Source organism: Virgisporangium aliadipatigenens, from assembly GCF_016863615.1.
Classification (GTDB): Bacteria; Actinomycetota; Actinomycetes; order Mycobacteriales; family Micromonosporaceae; genus Virgisporangium; species Virgisporangium aliadipatigenens.
Window position 1 is genome coordinate 156,351 of sequence record NZ_BOPF01000006.1, and the last position, 17,523, is coordinate 173,873.

The following is a 17,523-nucleotide window of genomic DNA, read 5'->3' on the forward strand; positions in this document are numbered from 1 at the left end:
TCAGCCTCCCGGGCGGCAGTTCGGCTGCCCCGGACGGCAGCCCCCGCCCGGGGGTCGCCCGCCGGGAGTCCCACCCGCCGACGGTGCCGGCCGCGGCGCCTTCGGTGCCCCGAACGACAGCCCGGAACTCGGCTTGCCGAACTGGATCGCCGGCTTGCCCTGCATGCCGTCGCGCAGCGTCGCGGCCACGGCCGGGTTCACCTGGTCGTGCTTGAACACCTTGGGCGTGCGCGGGTAGTCCGGGTCGGTGATCACCCCGAAGACGGAGAGCTGCTTGGTGAACACCTCGAACGTGGCCGACTTCTCCGAGTCCGTGGTGCCCGTCTTGCCGGCGATCGGCCAGCTGCTGAGGAACTGGCCCTTCATGCCGGTGGCCGTACCGCCGGCGCAGCGGTCCCACTGGGACTTGTCGCCGACGGGGCAGCGCGCCGCGTCGGTGGCCGCGCGGGCCACGTCCTCGGACATCACCTGCTCGCACTTGGCCGCCCCGCCCTCGACCTTGGCGCCGCCGCTGATCTCGGTGATCTCCTCGATCGGCGTGGGCGTGCAGTACTTGCCGTCGGCGGCGAGGGTGGCGTAGGCGTTCGCCATCTCCAGCGGCGTCTGGATCGACACGCCCAGGGTGAAGGCGCCCCACTGGACGGCGGACTTCGGGTTGTCGCCGAAGCCGCGGTCCTCGTCGGAGTGGAATCGGATGCCCATCGACTTGGCCGTCTCGACGACCTTGTCCGCGCCGACCTTCTCCTGCAGCGGCACGAAGAAGGTGTTGGTCGAGGAGCCGAAGGCGGTCCACATGTTCTTGATGCCCTGGCCGTTGCCGCCGGAGTTCTTCGGGCAGTAGTACACCGTGCCGGGGCAGGCCGCCGGGCTGCCGCGTTCGAGGATGTACTTGGTGGTCACCGGCGACGGGGTGTCCGCCTCGTAGTCGAGCTGGATGCCCTGCTTGAGCGCGGTAACCAGGGTGAAGATCTTGAACACCGAGCCGACCTGGTAGCCCTGGATGTCGGCACCGCCGCTCAGCAGCGGCACGGTCGTGTTCGGGTAGTTGCCCTTGACGCCGCGGGCCTTCTTGGTGGGCTCGGTGTTGATGCCGTTGCCGCTCTGGTCGTTGCTGTAGTTGCGGTTGGCGGCCAGCATCCGCACCTTGCCGGTACCCGGTTCGGTGGCGGCGAGCATGAGCGCCTCGGAGGGGTCGCGCTTGCCCATGTACTGCTCGATGTTGCGCTTGGCGCCCGCCTGGGTCTGGATGTCCAGGGTGGTGACGATCTTGTAGCCGCGGGAACGGAGCCTGTTCTCCCGCTCGTAGCGGTCGGCGCCGAAGGCCTCCTGCTCGTTCCACCAGCGGATCATGTAGTCGCAGAAGAAGCCGGCGCCCAGGTCGGTGCGCTGCACCTCGCCGCAGCCCTCGGGGGTGCGCTCGCCCTTGATGTTCAGCTCGATCTTCTGCGCCTCGTCGGCCTGCTGCTGGGTGATCTTGCCAAGCTTCACCAGCTGGTTCAGCACGTACACGCGGCGTTCGAGCGCCTTGGGCCGCTTCTTCTCGTCGGCCGGGTCGTACGCCGACGGCGCCTGCACCAGGCCGGCCAGCAGGGCGGCCTCCTCGAGCTTCAGCTCCGAGGGCGGCTTGCCGAAGTAGACCTGCGACGCCGCGTAGATCCCGTACGCGTTGTGCCCGAACGAGGCGATGTTCAGGTAGCGCTCGAGGATCTGCTCCTTGTTGAGCTTCTTCTCCAGGGCCAGCGCGCGCTTGATCTCGGCCAGCTTGCGGGCCGGCGTCTTCTCCGTCGCGGCCAGCACCTGCTGCGGCGTCTTCGCGGTGTACCCGATCACCTGACGCACGTACTGCATGGTGAGCGTCGAGGCACCCTGCGCCACCCCGTCGGACTGCTGGTTGGCGACGAACGCGCGCGCCACACCCTTGAAGTCCACGCCGTTGTGGTCGTAGAACCGGATGTCCTCGGAGGCGACCAACGCGTCGCGCATGATCGGCGCGACCTCGGAGATCGGAACGTCGTGCCGGTTCTCGTCGTACAGGTACGTGAGCAGGGTCTTGCCGTCGCTCGCGTAGACCTCACTGATCTGCGGTGCCGGCAGCACGTCGAGATCCGTCGGCAGACTGTCGAACGTGTCCGCACCCGCCTTGGCGGCGAGGCCGCCCATGGCGACCGCGGGGAAGGCCGCAGCAGCGACCACCAAACCGGCCAAAAGCCCACAAACCAGCAGCGATGCGCCGTTTGCGAGCAGGCTGTGGTCACGCTTGCGCATGGCGACGCCCTTCCCCTGAACCCAACATGCCTAAACCCTAGGACGCCGTTCATAACGAAAGGGTTGTCGGGGACCCCTGTGTGCACCGTTTCATCGGGTTTCGCGCCCTACGGGGTCGGGGCTGTACCGTGCGTGCTGATCGGCGCAGCGAGAGGACGGCGTGGATGAACCGACCGGTGCCCGGAGTCGACGAGAGCCCCGACGCGGAGGTCGCCGGAACACCCGTTCGCGAGGAGCCGGCCGCCGAGAACGTCGCCGAAAGTCCCGCCGACAGCCCGCAATCGCCGCCCGGGGCCTGGGCGCTGTGGCGGCCGTCGGTGGTGGCGGGCGCGTGTACGTGGGTGGCCGGGCTGGTGCTCTACGTGCTGGCGACGGTCGTGGCGTGGTTCCCGGTCGACGGCACCCAGGGGGTCGCGCCGGCGCCGATCGGCTTCCGTCCGATTCTCGACTCCTGGGCCAAGTGGGACACCGTCTGGTACGTCATGATCGCGGAGTCCGGCTACCAGTCGGACTCCCGCGCGGCGGCGTTCTTCCCGCTGTACCCGATGACCGTCCGGGTCGTGCGCACCGTGCTGTTCATCGACACGTTCCCGGCGGCGATCCTGGTGTCGCTGGTGTGCGCGCTGGTGGCGCTGATCCTGGTGCACCGGTTCGTCAGCGAGGCGATCGACTCGGCGCACGCCCGCCGCACGACGTGGTACCTGCTGGCGTTCCCGACCGGGTTCTACCTCGTGGCGGCCTACAACGAGTCGATGTTCATCGCGCTGCTGGTCGGGTCGCTGTACTGCATGCGCCGCGGGCACTGGTGGACGGCGGCCGTGCTGGCCGGGTTCAGCGGCGCCACGCGCATGATCGGGGTGGTGCTCGGGCTGGCGTTCGTCTACGAATACCTGCGGCAGCGCGGGTTCTCGCTACGGAAGGTGGGCGTCGAGGCGCTCGCCGTCACGCTGATCCCCGTCGGGCTCGCGCTCTACATGCTGTATCTCTGGAACGCCTTCGGCGACGCGATGTACTTCAACGAGGCGCAGAAGGCGTGGTTCCGCGAGGGCTACCAGTGGCCGTGGACCACGGTCGCCGACACGTGGGAACTCATCGCGACGAGTACGAGCTGGCTCGACCCCAACACGGTCCGCAACATGTACAACCTGCTGACCGTGCTGATCGGGCTGGTGTTCCTGGTGCTGGCGCTGGTCGGACCCTGGAAGCTCGGCCGGGAGAACGCCTACCTGGTGATCTTCTCGGTCTTCGTGATCATGCTGCCGGTGCTCAGCCCGATCCACAGTTACTATCCGTTGAGTTCGATGGTGCGCTACGTGCTGGAATGCCTGCCGATCTTCATGGTGCTGGCGAGGATGGGCCGCAGTCCCACGTTCCACCAGATCTTCTTGACCGCGACCGTCGGCCTGCAGGGCGTCGCGATCGTCTCCTTCGTGCAGGACAAGTTCGTCGGCTAGGAGCGCCGGCGGCTGTCCTCGAGGTAGCGCAGCACGGCGGTGACCCGGCGGTCGACGCTGTCGCTCGGGTTGAGGTCCAGCTTCTGGAAGATGCTGCGGATGTGCTTGTGCACGGCACCCTCGGTGACGAAGAGGCGTTCGGCGATGGCGCCGTTGCCCAGCCCCTCGGCCATGATGGCCAGCACCTCCTGCTCGCGGGCGCTCAGCCGGTCCAGGCCGGCGTCCGGCCGGGTGCGCGTCAGCAGCTGCGCCACCACCTCCGGGTCGACCGCGGTGCCGCCGTCGGCCACCCGGTGCAGCGCCTCCAGGAACTGCTCCACCCGCCCCACGCGCTCCTTGAGCAGGTAGCCGAGGCCGCTCGCGCCGGCGCTGAGCAGTTCCGTGGCGAAGGCCTGCTCGACGTAGGCCGACAGGACCAGGACGGCGAGGTCGGGGCGACGGCGCCGGGCCTCGACGGCGGCCCGGATGCCCTCGTCGGTGTGCGTCGGCGGCATCCGCACGTCGACGATCGCGACGTCGGGCTTGTGCTCGTCGACCGCCTCCAGGAACGGCTCGGGCCGCTCCGTCTTCGCCACCACGTCCAGGCCCTCGGCGCGCAGCAGCAGGGCCAGGCCCTCCCGCAGCAGCGGGTCGTCCTCGGCGATCACGATCCGCACGGAAGCTCCACCTCGAGTGTCGTCGGCCCGCCGGGCGGGCTGGTCAGGGTCAGGCGGCCGTCGTGCGCCTCGATGCGGCGGCGCATCCCGGCGATGCCGGAACCGGCCTTCTCGTCCGCACCACCCTTGCCGTCGTCGGTGATCCGCGCAAGCAGGGTGTCGCCGTCGCGGCGCACCATGACCGAGGCGGACGTCGCGCCGCTGTGCTTGGCGATGTTCGTCAGCGTCTCGGCCACCACGAAGTAGGCCGTCGCCTCCGTCGACGCGGGGCAGCGCACCGCCACGTCGACGTCCACCGACACCGGAACGCCCGACGAGACGGCCAGCCCCTCCAGCGCACCGGCGAGGCCGCGGTCGGCGAGCACGGGCGGCAGGATGCCGCGGGCGACGGTGCGCAGTTCGGCGAGGGCCAGTTCGGCGGCGTCCTGTGCGCGGTCGATGATCTCGACGGCCGTCGCGGGGTCGCGGCCGAGCGCGCGCCGCGCGGCACCGAGCAGGACGGTGACGGCAACCAGCCGGTTCTGCGCGCCGTCGTGCAGCGAACGCTCGATGCGCCGAAGCTCCGCCGCGTGTGCGTCGAGCGCCGCGGCCCGGGTGGCGGTCAGCTCGGCGACCCGCAGGTTGAGGTCGACGTCGGCCGACGGGGGCAGCAACGCCCGGCCGGGCCACGCCTGCACCCACGCCAGGCCCGGTCCGATGATCATGATCACCACTGCGCACATCAGCCCCAGGAACGCCACGAAGAACGCCCCGGGCCAGTCCGTCACCGTCCACCAGCCGAGCGACGGCGCCGCGACGAACTCCGGCACCGCCCACCACCACAGCGGCAGCGTCCCGTCGTGCACCACGTCGAGCGGCAGCGTGATGCCGACCAGCCCGACGAAGAAGCCGAACGTCGCGTGCGTGACGAGCCAGCCCAGTTCGCGGTGGAACGTGCGGTCGGTGACGACGCGCAGGCTGTACGGCGGCGGTGGCGGGCTGATGACCTCCTCGCCCCAGCGCGAGATGCGGCCGCGTTCGCGATCGGCGACGGTGTGCACGATCCGGGCGGTGGCCGGCACGATCAGGAGCCCGACGCCGAACACGCACAGCGCGGCGGTCAACAGCACCCACAGGAGCGTGGCGACCGCGAGGATGGCGGTGCCGAGCCCGCCGACGAGATGTTCGAGCGCGTCGAGCGTCGAACGGGCGCGGCGGGCGAGAAACGCTGACATCGGGGCCACCCTAGGCGAACGCGGGGCCGGTTGTCGGTACAGCCTGCTGTACTCCGTTCGACGCGCCCACTGGATCGATGAAAGCCGTGCCGTTCCATAGCGTTTTCGGCATGAACACCTATCGAGCGATCCTCTGGCTGGTCCTGACAATCGCCGTCGCCGCGAACATGGTGGCCTCGGCCGCCGGCGCCCACATCGTGGGTTCGGCCTTCGGCCTCGCGGCCCTCGCGAGCGGCGGCGCCCTGGCCGTCGACCACTACAAGCACCGCCGCACGTCATGAGCGCACGCTTGCGGGAGCTCATCATGGGGCACTGCGCGCTCGGCACTCATGGCGCCGGTGAGCGAAGCGAGGCGGCGTCATGAGCGCCACCCCTGCGGTGGCCCTGAACGGGGTCACCAAGACCTACCGCGGCGGCGTGCACGCGCTCGACGGCGTCACCATCGCCGTCGAGCGCGGCACCTTCGTCGCCGTGATGGGCCCGTCGGGTTCGGGCAAGAGCACGCTGATGCACTGCGCCGCCGGGCTGGACACGCCCACGTCCGGCAGCGCCAGCATCGACGGCACCGACATCGGCCGGCTGAACGAGACCAAGCGCACCAAGTGGCGGCGCGACCGGGTCGGGTTCGTCTTCCAGCAGTACAACCTGATCCCGTCGCTGAGCGTGCGGGACAACATCACGCTGCCGCTGCGCCTCGCCGGCAAGAAGCCCGACCAGCAATGGCTGGCGACCCTGGTCGACCGGGTCGGCCTCGCCGGCCGGCTGGACCGGCGGCCGACGGAGCTCTCCGGGGGCCAGCAGCAGCGGGCGGCCGTGGCCCGCGCACTGATCAACAAGCCGGCGGTCGTCTTCGGCGACGAACCCACCGGCGCGCTCGACCTGCGCACCGCGCGCGAGGTCCTGGACCTGCTGCGGGACCTGGTCGACGGGTTGGGCCAGACGGTCGTCATGGTCACGCACGACCCGGCCGCGGCGGCCCGCGCCGACATCGTGCTCATCATGGCCGACGGCCGGGTCGTCGACAGCTTCGAGCGGCCGGACGCCGCCACCCTCGCCTACCGCATCACGTCCCTGGAAAAGGAGTAATCCCGTGTTCACCCTCGGCGTCAGGCTCGCCACCAAGCGCGTCGCCGCGACCCTCGCGGTCGTCGTGGCGGTGCTGGGCGGTGCGGCGTTCCTCACCTGTGTCGGCATCCTCGCCGAGTCCGGGTTCCGCTCGCACGCACCGGTCGACCGGCTCGCCGGCGCCGATGTGGTGGTCTCGGCCGATCAGACCCGCGCGGCCGGTGATCCGTTCGCGACTCCGCTGCCGGAGCGGGCGCTGGTGCCGGCCGACGTGGTCGAACGGCTGCGCGCCCTGCCCGGCGTCACGTCGGCCGTCGGCGACCTGAGTTTTCCGGCGGCCGCGCTGACGGCGGACGGCACGCCGGTGACCGCCTCCGGGGACCCGCGCGTCGCCGGCCACGGCTGGTCCTCGACCGTCCTCATCGGACAGTCCACTGTGGATGGTGTGCCGCCCGCGGGACAGCTCGACGTGGCGCTGGACCGCGCGACGGCCGACGCCGCCGGGGTGCGCACCGGCGACGCGGTCACGGTGGTCGCGGCCGGACGGCAGGCCTCCTACCGGGTGAGCGCGATCGTGTCCGGCGGCGGCATCTACTTCGCCGACCCGACCGCGCGGGAACTGGCGACCCGCAACCGCCCGGCGCCCGCCGAACCGGCCGGCGGCCCGTCCGCGGGGAGCGTCGAGGGCGTCGACCTCGTCGTGCTGACGGCCGAGGCGGGCAAGGAGGACGCCGTCGCCGACGCGGTGCGCCAGGCCGTGCGCGGGACCGGGCTGGTCGTGTCGACCGGGGACGACCGGGGCGACGTGGAATCGCCGGGCACCACCGCCGGCCGGCGCATCCTGCCCGTGCTCGCCGGTTCGCTCGGCGGCGTGACGCTGCTCGTCGTCGGGTTCATCGTCGGGGGCGCGCTCGCCGTCTCCGTCGCCGCCCAGCGCCGCGACCTGGCGCTCATGCGGGCCGTCGGCGCCACGCCGAAGCAGGTGCGCGGGCTCGCCGCCGCGCAGGCCTCGGCCGCCGCCGCCGTCGCGGCCGTGCCCGGCATCGCGCTCGGCTACCCGCTGGCGGGGATCTTCCGGGACCTGCTGGTGCGGGCCGGGTTCCTGCCGGGTGTGCTGCCGTTGTCGTTCAGTCCGGTGCCGGCCGCGGTGACGGTGCTGCTGCTCGCCGCCGTGATCCCGGTCGCCGCGCGGCTCGCGGTGTGGCGCACCTCCCGGATGGCCGCCACCGAGGCCGTCGCCGAGTCCCGCGTCGAACCCCGTCGGGCCTCGCCGACGCGCACATTCGCCGGGCTGCTGGTGCTCGTCGCGGCGCACGTCGTCGCGGTGACGCCGCTGTTCGTCCGCACGCCGATCGGCGCGTCGGTGACCGCGGTCGCCGGCATCATCGCCACGATCGGGCTCGCGATCGCCGGCCCGGGTCTGGTCGCCGCGCTCGGACGGGTGCTGCACCGGGTTCTTCCGGCCCGCGCCTCGGCCTCCACCTGGCTCGCCGTCGCGAACACCCACGGCTACCCGCAGCGCGTCGCCGGCGCCGTCACGACGCTCGCGATGGCGGTCGTCTTCACCCTCACCTACGCGCTCACCCAGACCACCCTGCTGCAGGCGGCCCGCGACGACGTGCGCGAGGGCACCCTCGCCGAACTGAGCGTCACCGCACCGGCCGTCGGCGGCATGCCGGCGGAACTCACCTCCGCCGTGCGCGGCGTGCCGGGTGTGCGCGGGGCGGCCGCCGTGACGAGCACGACGGTGCTGTGGACGTTCGACATGCTGGGCGAGAAGGAGACGGAGAGCGCGTCCGCGATGATCCTGAACCCCGACGCGCCCGGGGTCCTGGACCTCGACGTCCGCACCGGCGACCTGGCCGACCTGCGCGGCGCCACGGTCGCGGTCGACGCGGACACCGCGCGCGGCCGGGACGCGAACGTCGGCGACACGATCGACCTGACGCTCGGCGACGGCACGGCCGTCAAGGCGCGCGTCGTGGCCACCTACGGGCGCGGCTTCGGCTTCGGGCCGCTGGTCGTCTCCCGCGACCTGGCCGCCGGCCACACGACGACCGCGCTCGACCAGCAGGTGCTGGTGCGCACCGACGGCGCCCCGGCGACCCTGGCCGCGCTGGAGAAGCTGGCCGCGGCGCACCCGGGCATGCTCGTCGGCGCCCCGCCGGCCCCCGAGGCGAAGATCCCGCCGGAGCTGTGGATCAACGCGGCCGTCCTTCTGGTGCTGCTGGGCTACCTGCTCTTCGGCATCGCCAACCGGCTCGTCGCCACCACCACGCGGCGCCGCACGGAGCTGGCCGCGCTGCAACTGGCCGGTGCCACGCCCGCGCAGGTGCGCCGCACGGTGCGCCAGGAGGCGTTGCTGGTGTGCGCGACCGCGATCGGCGCGGGGGCGGTGCTGTCGGCCGGGCCGCTGGTGCTGCTCGCCGTGGGCATCCTCGGGCGTCCGGTGCCCGCCGGTCCGTGGTGGTCGGCGCCGCTGGTCTTCGCCATCGTCGCGCTGATCGCCCTTCTTTCGATGGAACTGCCGACGCGCCGCGCGCTGGCGGTCGCGCCCGTCGAGGCGCTGACGCGGGACTGAGTTGTCGAGATCGTTGCTCCTCCTGTGACGGCCCTGCCGCCCGGCGTGTCGTGTCACGGGAGGAGCAACGATCTCGGCGCTACTCGGCCAGGTCGATGAGGACCTTGCCGACGGCGCCGTTCTCGACGGCGGCGTGTGCCTGCGCCACCTGCTCCAGCGGGAAGTGGATCAGGGGCAGCCCGGCCTCGGGGCCCGTGCGGATCGCACCGGCGCGCAGCGCGGCCGTGATGTCGGCGATCGCCGCCTCCTTCGCCCGCACCGGCATGGTGTACAGCAGCACGAACTGCCAGCGGGCGTTCGGCCCCAACAACGCGCGCACCGGCACCGTGAACTCGTCGCCGCCGTTGTTGGCGTAGATCGCCACCGAGCCGCCCCGGGCCAGAACGGCGACGTCGAGCGCGGCGTTCCCGGCCGGGGAGACCTCGACGATCGTGTCGACGCCCTGCGGGGCCACCTTGCGGACCTCCGCGACGGCGTCCTGCCGGCGGTAGTCGACGACGTGGTCGGCACCGGCCGCGCTCGCCAGCCGGCCCTTCTCCGGGCCGCTCACCGTGGTGATCACCGTCGCGCCGGCCCAGCGGGCGAGCTGGATCGCCGCGTTGCCCACCGCGCCGGCGCCACCCGCGACGAGCACCGTGCGCCCGTCCAACGCGCCGGGCCCCAGCCGCGACGGCCCCTCCTCGGTGACGGTCAGGCACCGGTGCGCCGTCACGAACGGCACCCCCAACGCCGCCCCGAGGTCGAACGACACGCCCTCCGGCAGCTCCACCACCTGCCTCGCCGGCACCACGGCGAACTCCTGCGCGGTGCCGTCGGGCCGCTGGTAGGCGGCCTCCCACAGCCAGACCCGCCGGCCGAGCAGTTCTGCCGGGGCGGCCTCGCCGACGGCGTCCACCACGCCGGCGCCGTCCTGTCCGGGCACCTGCGGCGGGTCGACCGGCATACCGCCGCCGGCAGCGACCCGGAACTTCCAGTCGGTCGGATTGACGCCGGCGCGGTGCACCCGCACGCGCACCTCGTCCGGGCCGGGCTCGCGCACCGGACGCGCGATCACACGCAGCACCTCGGGCCCACCGGTCTCGCTGTACACCGCCGCCCGGGCGATCTTCTGATCTGTGTCCACCCGGCGAAATTACCCCTCGCACCGGATCGAGATCGATGATTCGGGAACCCCGCGGCGGGGTAGTGGCGCGCGATGGCGGTTTCCACCCTGCCGAGCCCCGTCGTGCCGCGCGGGCGGCGACCCTGGGCGCGGATGTTCGTCGTCGGGCTGTCGCTGTGGATCGCGACCGTGGCCGTGACGCTGCTGACCGGCAATCCGAACCTGATCCCGACCGTGGTGCTGCTCGGCAGCTTCCTGGTGCCGGTGACCTTCGTGGCGTGGGCGTTCGAGCGCCGGGAGACCGGTGAACTGACCGCCGGGCTGGTGCTCAGCACGTTCGTGACCGGCGGGGTGCTGGGCGTGCTGGCCGCCTCGGTGCTGGAGTCCTACCTGCTGCGCCCCTCGCCGCTGCTCTTCCTCGGCGTCGGACTGATCGAGGAGGCGGTGAAGCTCGCCGCGCTGGCGGTGCTGGCCCGGCACCTGGCCGTGAAGTCGGTGCGGAACGGGATGATCCTCGGCGCGACGGTCGGGTTCGGCTTCGCGGCGTTCGAGTCGGCGGGGTACGCGTTCACGGCGCTGTTCACCGTCGACGGGCTGTCGCTGACCCAGGTCGTGCAGACCGAACTGCTGCGCGGGCTGCTCGCCCCGCTCGGGCACGGCCTGTGGACGGCGATCGTCGGCGGGGTGCTCTTCTCGGCCAGCACCCGCGACCACTTCGTGGTGACCGCCCGGCTCGTGGCCACCTACCTGGGCGTGTCGGTGCTGCACGCGCTGTGGGACTCGATGCACGGGCTGGCCCGGCTGCTGACGCTGCTGCTCACCGAGGGCGAGGCCTACACCCAGGGCCCGAACGGCTGGCTCGTGGCGCCGACGCGGGCCCAGGCGCAGCTCTTCCCGGTGCTGGAGTACGGCGGGCTGGCGCTGGTGTCGGCCGTCGGCATCGGCTGGCTGCTGCTGATGTGGCGGCTGAGCAGGCGGGCCCCGGACGGGGTGCCGCGCGGCGGCTGGCGGGTTCCCGCGGGAAGGCGTCCGCGGTGACCACCATGACGCCGCGGCCGGTGCAGACCCGGCCCTACCCGATCCGGCGGCCGGTGCGCGGTTCGGCGCTCGGGCGGCTGCTGCGCACCACCGACGCCAAGCAGATCGGGCTGCTGTACCTCGTCACGTCGCTGGCGTGGTTCGTCGTCGGCGGGTTCATGGCGCTGCTGATGCGCGCCGAACTGGCCCGCCCGGAATTGCAGTTCCTCTCGCCGGACCAGTACAACCAGCTGTTCACCATGCACGGCACGATCATGCTGCTGTTCTTCGCGACGCCGATCGTGTTCGCGTTCGCCAACTACATCGTGCCGTTGCAGATCGGTGCGCCGGACGTGTCGTTCCCCCGGCTGAACTCCCTCGCGTACTGGCTGTACCTGCTCGGCAGTTCGATGACGATGCTCGGCTTCATCAGCCCGGGCGGGGCGGCGGACTTCGGGTGGACGGCCTATCCGCCGCTGTCCGACTCGACGCACTCGCCGGGTGTCGGCGCCGACATGTGGATCATGGGGCTGGTGCTCTCCGGGCTCGGCACCATCCTCGGCGCGGTCAACATGATCACCACGACGCTGACGCTGCGCGCGCCCGGGATGACCTTCTTCCGCATGCCCATCTTCACCTGGAACATCCTGATCACCAGCGTTCTCGTCATCATGGTGTTCCCGCTGCTGGCCGCCACGCTGCTGGCCCTGGAGGCGGACCGGAGACTCGGGGCGCACGTGTTCGACCCGGCCACCGGGGGACCGGTCCTGTGGCAGCACCTGTTCTGGTTCTTCGGCCATCCCGAGGTGTACGTCGTCGCGCTGCCGTTCTTCGGCATCGTCACCGAGATCATCCCGGTCTTCAGCCGCAAGCCGGTCTTCGGTTACAAGGGCCTCGTCGGCGCGACCATCGCCATCGCGGCGCTCTCGCTGACCGTGTGGGCGCACCACATGTTCGCGACCGGCCAGGTGCTGCTGCCGTTCTTCTCCTTCTTCACGTTCCTCATCGCGGTGCCGACCGGTGTGAAGTTCTTCAACTGGATCGGCACGATGTGGCGCGGCCAGCTCACCTTCGAGTCGCCGATGCTGTGGGCGCTGGGATTCATGGTGACATTCCTGTTCGGCGGGCTCTCCGGCATCCTGCTGGCCAGCCCGCCGATCGATTTCCACGTCTCCGACTCGTACTTCGTCGTGGCGCACTTCCACTACGTGCTCTTCGGCACCATCGTGTTCGCCGTCTTCGGCGGGATCTATTTCTGGTTCCCCAAGGCGACCGGCCGGATGATGGACGAACGCCTCGCGAAGCTGCACTTCTGGCTGACCTTCGTCGGATTCCACACGACGTTCCTCGTGCAGCACTGGCTGGGCAACGAGGGCATGCCGCGCCGCTACGCCGACTACCAGGCGAGCGACAACTTCACCACTCTCAACACGGTGTCGACCGTGGGCGCGTTCATCCTCGGGGTGTCGTTCCTGCCGTTCGCGTGGAACGCCTGGCACTCCTGGCGGGCCGGCCGGGTGATCGAGGTCGACGACCCGTGGGGGCACGGCATGTCGCTGGAGTGGGCCACCTCGTGCCCGCCGCCGCTGCGCAACTTCGACCGGGTGCCGCGGATCCGTTCGGAACGGCCGGCGTTCGACGCGAAGTTCCCCGAACACGCGCCGGGGCACTCGTCGCAGAGCCCGCCGCCCGGTGGGGCGAAGCCGATGTCCGAGGAGTCCACCGGCGGCGCCAGTTATCCGGAGGAGAACACCGGCGACAGCGTTCCCGACAAATTGTCCGGGGAGTCCTCCGGGTAGGTGTTTGTCGATAGCCGCGGCGGGCAGTGAGGCGGGCACATTCATTTCGATGGAGGTGACCCATGGTCAGCGCTTCCCAATCGGGTGCGATCCCCGCCGCCGGCGAACGGCCGGTGGTCCGAACCGTGGCGAGAATAGTCGCGGCGACATTCATCCTCGTCGGTGTGCTGGGATTCATTCCCGGCGTGACGACCGACTACGACTCGATGGCCTTCGCCGGGCACGAGTCCGGTGCGCAGCTGTTCGGCCTCTTCCAGGTGTCGATCCTGCACAACATCGTGCACCTGCTGTTCGGGGTGGCCGGGCTGGTGCTGGCCCGCCGGGCCGACACGGCGCGCCTGTTCCTGATCGGCGGCGGTGCGGTGTACCTGCTGCTGTGGCTGTACGGGCTGGTCATCGACCACGACAGCTCCGCCAACTTCGTTCCGCTCGACAACGCCGACAACTGGCTGCATCTCGTCCTCGCCGTCGGCATGATCGGGCTCGGCCTGCTCTTCACGCCCCGGCGCGGCAGAACCGACGCCTGATCCGCGGCCGATGCGCCGCGGCGTGGGCACGGACACCTGAAACCGGGTGACGCCGTCGGTGCTCGACGAGGTCAACGCTCCACCGACCTCGTCGAGCACCAGCCGCACGACCCGCAGCCCCAGCCCGCCACGGCGGCGGGCCGCCCGGTTCTGCGCGCGGGCCGTCCGGTTGTCCACGCGGAGCACGAGGCGCCCGTGAGCCACGGCCGCGGAGACGAACACCGGGCCGCCGGGCGCGCCGTGCCGATCGGCGTTCGTGAGCAGGTTCGTGATGACCTGCTGGGCCCGGCGCCGGTCCACCGGCACGGCCGCGGCGCGCGGCGACAGTTCCGTCCGCAGCCGCGCGAGCGGGATCCCGGCGGCGACCCGGGAAGCGGCCACCACCTCCGCGAGCGAAACGCGCCGCGCCCCGCCGCCGTCCAGGAGCTCCGCCAGATGGCACGCCTGCCAGTAGGCGAGCCGGTCGACCTCCCGCCGGTCGGCCGCCGACAGCCGGGGATCGCGGTCGTCGGAGACCAGGGCGGCGGTCAGCGCCGTGAGAGCGCTGAGCGGCGTGCGCAGCTCGTGGCGCAGCGCGGCGGTCGAGCGTTCGGCGGCGCGGCGGCGGCGTGGCGCCAGGATGCCGGCCACCACGGAACGACCCACCACCGCGAGCCGCCGAGCGGTGCCGCGCAGCGGTGGTGGTACCAGAGACCTGCGACCGGAGGTGACGTGGCCAGTCCCGTCGAACTGGTGATCGTGGACGATCATCCGCTCTTCGTTCACGGCCTGGAACTCCTACTCGGTCCGGCGAGTGACGGGCGTCTGTCGGTGACGGGCGTGACCGCCGACCCGGCTTCCGCCGCGGCACTGGTGCGCCGCTGCCGGCCGCAGATCGTGCTGGTGGATCTGGTGATGCCGCAGCCCGGTGGGATCCGGGCCATCGCGGCGATCCGGCGCGCCGAGCCGGGGGTCCGGGTCGTCGCGCTGTCCGGGACCGCCGACGTGGAACTGATCGCACAGGCGCTGCGGGCGGGGGCGTCCGGGTTCCTGCCGAAGACCGCGCGGCCGGACGAACTCGTCGCGCCGCTGCTGGCGATGACCGAGGGCTGGTCGGTGCTGCCGACGAGCGTTCTCGCCGACCTGGCGGGCGAACCCCGGCCGCCGGTACGGGGCACGTTCCGGCTGACCGGGGAGCAGCGCCTGCTGTGGCGGCTGGTGGCGAGCGGCGCCACGACGGCGGAGATCGCCCTGCAGCTGCACGTCTCCGAACGGACCGTCAAGCGGCTGGTGTCGCGGCTGCTGCGCCTGCTCGGGGTGACCACCCGCGCGGAGGCGGCGGCGATGGCCGGCAGAGCCGGGATCCTGGACGAACGTTGATACGGCACCGGCCGTCGATCCCCAGAATCACCGGTTCTAACCACATGTCACGACACGAGCGCCCACAACAGGAAGCCGTTCAGGCCGATGATCAGAACCGCGGCCGCGACCGCCGCCACGGTCGTGAGCGGACGGTTGACCAACGAACCCATCAGCCGCCGGCTCGCCGTGAACCGGATCAGCGGAATCAGCGCGAACGGGATCCCGAACGAGAGCACCACCTGGGACACGACGAGCGCGCGCGTGGGGTCGATGCCCAGCAGCAGCACGACCAGGGCCGGCACCAGCGTGACGAGCCGGCGCAGCAGCAGCGGGATCCGGCGGCGCAGGAAGCCCTCCATGATGATCTGCCCCGCATAGGTGCCGACGCCCGACGACGCGAACCCCGACGCCAGCAGCGCCAACCCGAACGCCAGCGCCGCGCCCTGCCCGACCGTGACACCGAAGCCCTGGTACACCGACTCGAGCGTGATGCTCTCGGCCCCGCGCCCGGCGAACAGGCCGGCGGCGACGACGAGCATCGTCAGGTTGATGAACCCGGCCAGCCCCATCGCGAGCACGATGTCGGTGCGCTGCCAGCGCAGTACCGGCCCGCCGGAGGCATCGGCGTCGACGCCGTAGCGCGCGCCCCGGGTGAGCCCCGAGTGGGCGTAGATCGCGTGCGGCATCACCGTCGCCCCCAGGATGCCGGCGGCGAGCATGACGGACTCCGTTCCGGCGAACGTCGGCACCAGCCCACCGGCCAACGCGACCGGATCGGTCGGCGTGAACCACAGGTCGTACAGGAACCCGAGCAGCACTACGGCGAGCAGCCCACCGATCACCGCCTCGAACCGGCGCGCCCGGCGGGTCTGCACGGCGGTCAGCGCCAGCGCGACGACCCCGGTGATCACCCCGCCGACCGGCAGCGGGACGCCGAACAGCAGCGACAGCGCGATGGCCCCACCGAGCACCTCGGCGAGATCGGTCGCGATGGCCACCGCCTCGGCCTGCAGCCACAGGGGTATGCGCACCGCGGTCGGGAACGAGTCGCGGCACAGCTCCGGCAGGCTGCGCCCGGTGGCGAGCCCGACCTTCGCCGACAGCGACTGGATCAGGATCGCCATGAGGTTGGCGGCCACCACCACCCACACGAGGGTGTAGCCGTAGCCGGCGCCGCCGGCGAAGTTCGTGGCGAAGTTGCCGGGGTCCACGTAGGCCACGGCCGCCACGAACGCGGGGCCCAGCATCGTGACGCCCCGCCGCCAGCGCACCGCGGGCGCGGCGGCGACGGGAACAGCGACGTCGACGGCCATCAGACGCTCCCACCGTCGGAGCGCTCACGCGTTCCGGCGTCGGAGCCGGAACGGAAGCGGGCCGCGGCGCCCCGTCGGACGCCGAGGACCGCGAGGATCGCCACCCCGGCGGCGGTCGCGGGCACAGAGCCGACCTGTGCCAGGCCGATGCCGGCGGCGGCGAGATAGACCAGGAGCAGCAACACGGACATGAGCGATCCCTTCGTCGCGTACCCACGGCCGGCCGGCCCCGTCCCCGGGGCCGGCCGGTCAGGGGCCGTCAGGTCAACAGGTCCTTGGCCTTCTCGACGAGGCCGCCGGCGCCGTTGGGCATCGGCGGCGTGCCGAACAGCCGCGGATCGGTCGGCGGGAGCACCGGCTCGCCGGTGGTCGGCAACGGGTCGGAGACGGCGGTGAAGGTGCCCTTGCTGTCCATCGACGGGCCGTCGGCCCAGCGGCCCTTCAGCGACTCCTTGCCGCTGGAGAGGCTGATGTAGGTGTATCCGACCTCCTGGTTCTGCTCCGACAGCGGGAACGCCGCCGGCACCGGCGTCTCGTCGAGCCCTTCCTCCTTGAGCGACTCGATGGCGGCGAGCCACTGGTTCTGGTGCATGCCGTCGCGGGCGATGAGGAAGCGCAGCAGTTCCTTGCAGCCCGGGTCCTCGGTCATCTCGAACAGCCGCGCCGCCTGGAGCCGGCCCTGCGACTCGGCCGTCACGTTGGCCCGGAAGTCGGCCAGCAGGTTGCCGCTGGCGACGATGTAGCGGCCGTTCCACGGGTAGCCGTTGCTGTCGTTGGGCATGGCGCCCAGGCCGCTGACGATCGCGTGCTGCGGGTCCATCCCGCCGAGGACGGCCGACAGCATGGGGTTGTCGGCCATGGCGGCTTCCTGGTCGGCCAGCGGGGCGCCCTCCAGCAGCCGGGCGATCATCACGGAGAGCATCTCGACGTGCGCCAGTTCCTCGGTGCCGATGTCGAGCAGCATGTCCTTGTACTTGCCGGGCAGGCGGCAGTTCCAGCCCTGGAACAGGTACTGCAGGGCCACCGTGATCTCGCCCCAGGCGCCGCCCAGGATCTCCTGCATCTTGCGTGCGTAGATCGCGTCCGGGCCGTCGGGCTTGGCCTCGTACTGCAACCCGGAGTTGTGGAAGAACATCGGAGTCTCCTTGTCGTCGATGTGCTGACGACGGGGGACTGCCCGGAGCCCGGG

Annotated in this window: 15 protein-coding genes and 1 pseudogene; 8 read left to right on the top strand and 8 right to left on the bottom strand. The window is 71.7% G+C overall.

Annotated features, from left to right (window positions below; genetic code table 11):
- The gene (locus Val02_RS10030; RefSeq protein ID WP_203898676.1) at positions 1–2,265 is read right to left on the bottom strand and encodes a transglycosylase domain-containing protein; all 2,265 of its coding nucleotides are present in this window, start codon (positions 2,263–2,265) and stop codon (positions 1–3) included.
- A gap of 164 nt (positions 2,266–2,429) precedes the next feature.
- Here Val02_RS10030 and Val02_RS10035 point away from each other — a divergent pair, with 164 nt between their 5' ends.
- A complete protein-coding gene (locus tag Val02_RS10035; protein ID WP_203898677.1) occupies positions 2,430–3,719 on the top strand; it encodes a mannosyltransferase family protein in 1,290 nt (429 codons plus the stop codon).
- Here Val02_RS10035 and Val02_RS10040 read toward each other — a convergent pair.
- The gene (locus tag Val02_RS10040) at positions 3,716–4,375 is read right to left on the bottom strand and encodes a response regulator (RefSeq protein ID WP_203898678.1); all 660 of its coding nucleotides are present in this window, start codon (positions 4,373–4,375) and stop codon (positions 3,716–3,718) included. The two genes, Val02_RS10035 and Val02_RS10040, sit on opposite strands and share 4 nt — an antisense overlap.
- Positions 4,363–5,589 (bottom strand): sensor histidine kinase, encoded by a 1,227-nt coding sequence (locus tag Val02_RS10045; protein WP_203898679.1) that lies wholly within the window; start codon positions 5,587–5,589, stop codon positions 4,363–4,365. The genes Val02_RS10040 and Val02_RS10045 overlap by 13 nt, the downstream gene beginning before the upstream one ends.
- A 110-nt stretch (positions 5,590–5,699) precedes the next feature.
- On the opposite strand from Val02_RS10045, the gene Val02_RS10050 reads away from it, so the two are divergent.
- The 3 genes from Val02_RS10050 (at position 5,700) to Val02_RS10060 (ending at position 9,235) form a co-directional block, all read left to right on the top strand.
- The gene (locus tag Val02_RS10050) at positions 5,700–5,870 is read left to right on the top strand and encodes a hypothetical protein (protein WP_239152658.1); all 171 of its coding nucleotides are present in this window, start codon (positions 5,700–5,702) and stop codon (positions 5,868–5,870) included.
- A gap of 79 nt (positions 5,871–5,949) precedes the next feature.
- The gene (locus tag Val02_RS10055) at positions 5,950–6,675 is read left to right on the top strand and encodes an ABC transporter ATP-binding protein (RefSeq protein ID WP_203898681.1); all 726 of its coding nucleotides are present in this window, start codon (positions 5,950–5,952) and stop codon (positions 6,673–6,675) included.
- Positions 6,676–6,679: 4 nt separating this feature from the next.
- Complete coding sequence (locus tag Val02_RS10060; RefSeq protein ID WP_203898682.1) at positions 6,680–9,235, top strand: FtsX-like permease family protein; 2,556 nt, start codon at positions 6,680–6,682, stop codon at positions 9,233–9,235.
- A 79-nt stretch (positions 9,236–9,314) separates the two neighbouring features.
- Here Val02_RS10060 and Val02_RS10065 read toward each other — a convergent pair whose 3' ends face one another.
- Positions 9,315–10,358, bottom strand: coding sequence for an NADPH:quinone reductase (locus Val02_RS10065; protein WP_239152659.1), 1,044 nt, complete (start codon positions 10,356–10,358; stop codon positions 9,315–9,317).
- 72 nt (positions 10,359–10,430) lie between these two features.
- Here Val02_RS10065 and Val02_RS10070 point away from each other — a divergent pair, with 72 nt between their 5' ends.
- The 3 genes from Val02_RS10070 to Val02_RS10080 all read left to right on the top strand — a co-directional run bounded on the left by Val02_RS10070 (position 10,431) and on the right by Val02_RS10080 (position 13,680).
- Complete coding sequence (locus Val02_RS10070) at positions 10,431–11,375, top strand: PrsW family intramembrane metalloprotease (protein ID WP_203898683.1); 945 nt, start codon at positions 10,431–10,433, stop codon at positions 11,373–11,375.
- The gene (gene ctaD, locus Val02_RS10075; protein WP_203898684.1) at positions 11,372–13,153 is read left to right on the top strand and encodes an aa3-type cytochrome oxidase subunit I; all 1,782 of its coding nucleotides are present in this window, start codon (positions 11,372–11,374) and stop codon (positions 13,151–13,153) included. The genes Val02_RS10070 and ctaD overlap by 4 nt, the downstream gene beginning before the upstream one ends.
- Positions 13,154–13,215: 62 nt before the next feature.
- Positions 13,216–13,680 (top strand): DUF4383 domain-containing protein, encoded by a 465-nt coding sequence (locus Val02_RS10080; protein ID WP_203898685.1) that lies wholly within the window; start codon positions 13,216–13,218, stop codon positions 13,678–13,680.
- A gap of 30 nt (positions 13,681–13,710) precedes the next feature.
- Here Val02_RS10080 and Val02_RS48655 read toward each other — a convergent pair.
- Positions 13,711–14,430: pseudogene (locus tag Val02_RS48655) on the bottom strand (sensor histidine kinase); the annotation flags it as partial.
- On the opposite strand from Val02_RS48655, the gene Val02_RS10085 reads away from it, so the two are divergent.
- Positions 14,392–15,039 (top strand): response regulator transcription factor, encoded by a 648-nt coding sequence (locus tag Val02_RS10085; protein WP_239152684.1) that lies wholly within the window; start codon positions 14,392–14,394, stop codon positions 15,037–15,039. The pseudogene Val02_RS48655 and the gene Val02_RS10085 sit on opposite strands and share 39 nt — an antisense overlap.
- A gap of 47 nt (positions 15,040–15,086) precedes the next feature.
- On the opposite strand, the gene Val02_RS10090 is transcribed toward Val02_RS10085, so the two are convergent.
- The 3 genes from Val02_RS10090 to Val02_RS10100 form a co-directional block, all read right to left on the bottom strand.
- Positions 15,087–16,334 carry an Nramp family divalent metal transporter gene (locus tag Val02_RS10090; protein WP_203898687.1) on the bottom strand — a complete coding sequence of 416 codons (1,248 nt, stop codon included), beginning with the start codon at positions 16,332–16,334 and terminating at the stop codon, positions 15,087–15,089.
- Positions 16,334–16,525, bottom strand: coding sequence for a hypothetical protein (locus Val02_RS10095; RefSeq protein ID WP_203898688.1), 192 nt, complete (start codon positions 16,523–16,525; stop codon positions 16,334–16,336). Before Val02_RS10095 ends, Val02_RS10090 begins: the two co-directional genes overlap by 1 nt.
- A 68-nt stretch (positions 16,526–16,593) precedes the next feature.
- A complete protein-coding gene (locus tag Val02_RS10100) occupies positions 16,594–17,469 on the bottom strand; it encodes a manganese catalase (RefSeq protein WP_203898689.1) in 876 nt (291 codons plus the stop codon).
- Positions 17,470–17,523 lie beyond the last annotated feature (54 nt).